Origin of the sequence: Bacillus sp. Nf3 (genome assembly GCF_003028545.1) — a bacterium.
GTDB classification, from domain to species: Bacteria; Bacillota; Bacilli; order Bacillales; family Bacillaceae; genus Bacillus; species Bacillus safensis.
Genome location: NZ_PYUA01000111.1, coordinates 1 through 518 on the forward strand (window position 1 = coordinate 1; position 518 = coordinate 518).

1 protein-coding gene is annotated in these 518 nt (G+C 66.6%); it reads left to right on the forward strand.

Features of this window, described 5'->3' with window-relative positions; genetic code table 11:
- Nucleotides 1–518, forward strand: a 518-nt coding sequence (locus tag C9414_RS20345; protein WP_181286207.1) for a hypothetical protein, incomplete at both ends; no start/stop codon positions are given.

The following is a 518-nucleotide window of genomic DNA, read 5'->3' on the forward strand; positions in this document are numbered from 1 at the left end:
AGCGCTCGCGACGGTGCTAGGTGGGTGCGCGACGCTGAAGGCACGACCGGATGTTCCACTGGCTGCGGACGAGGGCTACGTGGTGATGTCGGTGAACTGCGCCACCAGCAACATCAGGCTGATCACGATCTTTTCCAGCGGCACGCGGTCGACGTCGCCGTTGGCTGACCTGCGCGGCGAATTCGAGTTCGGCTGCAGGGCCGGTCTGGCCGCCATCCGCGCCAAGGCCGGGCGCCACTATGTCGGCTACCTGACCGAACACGGTTATGGATACGTCGGGGCGGTGTCCGAAGACGAAGCGCTGACGTTCGACGTGCGCGCGGGTGAAACGACCTACATCGGTGAGGTTGTGGTCTCTGGACTGTTCGACCGCCTGCACTCCAGGCCGACCTGGATCTCGGTACGCGATCGCGAAGCGGAGTCGCTACGGCTGTTGCAGCAGACGCAGCCCTGGCTGCTGGCACGCCATCCGTTCCATACCCGGCTGGCGACACCAGCGCCGGGCGCGCCGAGCGCCG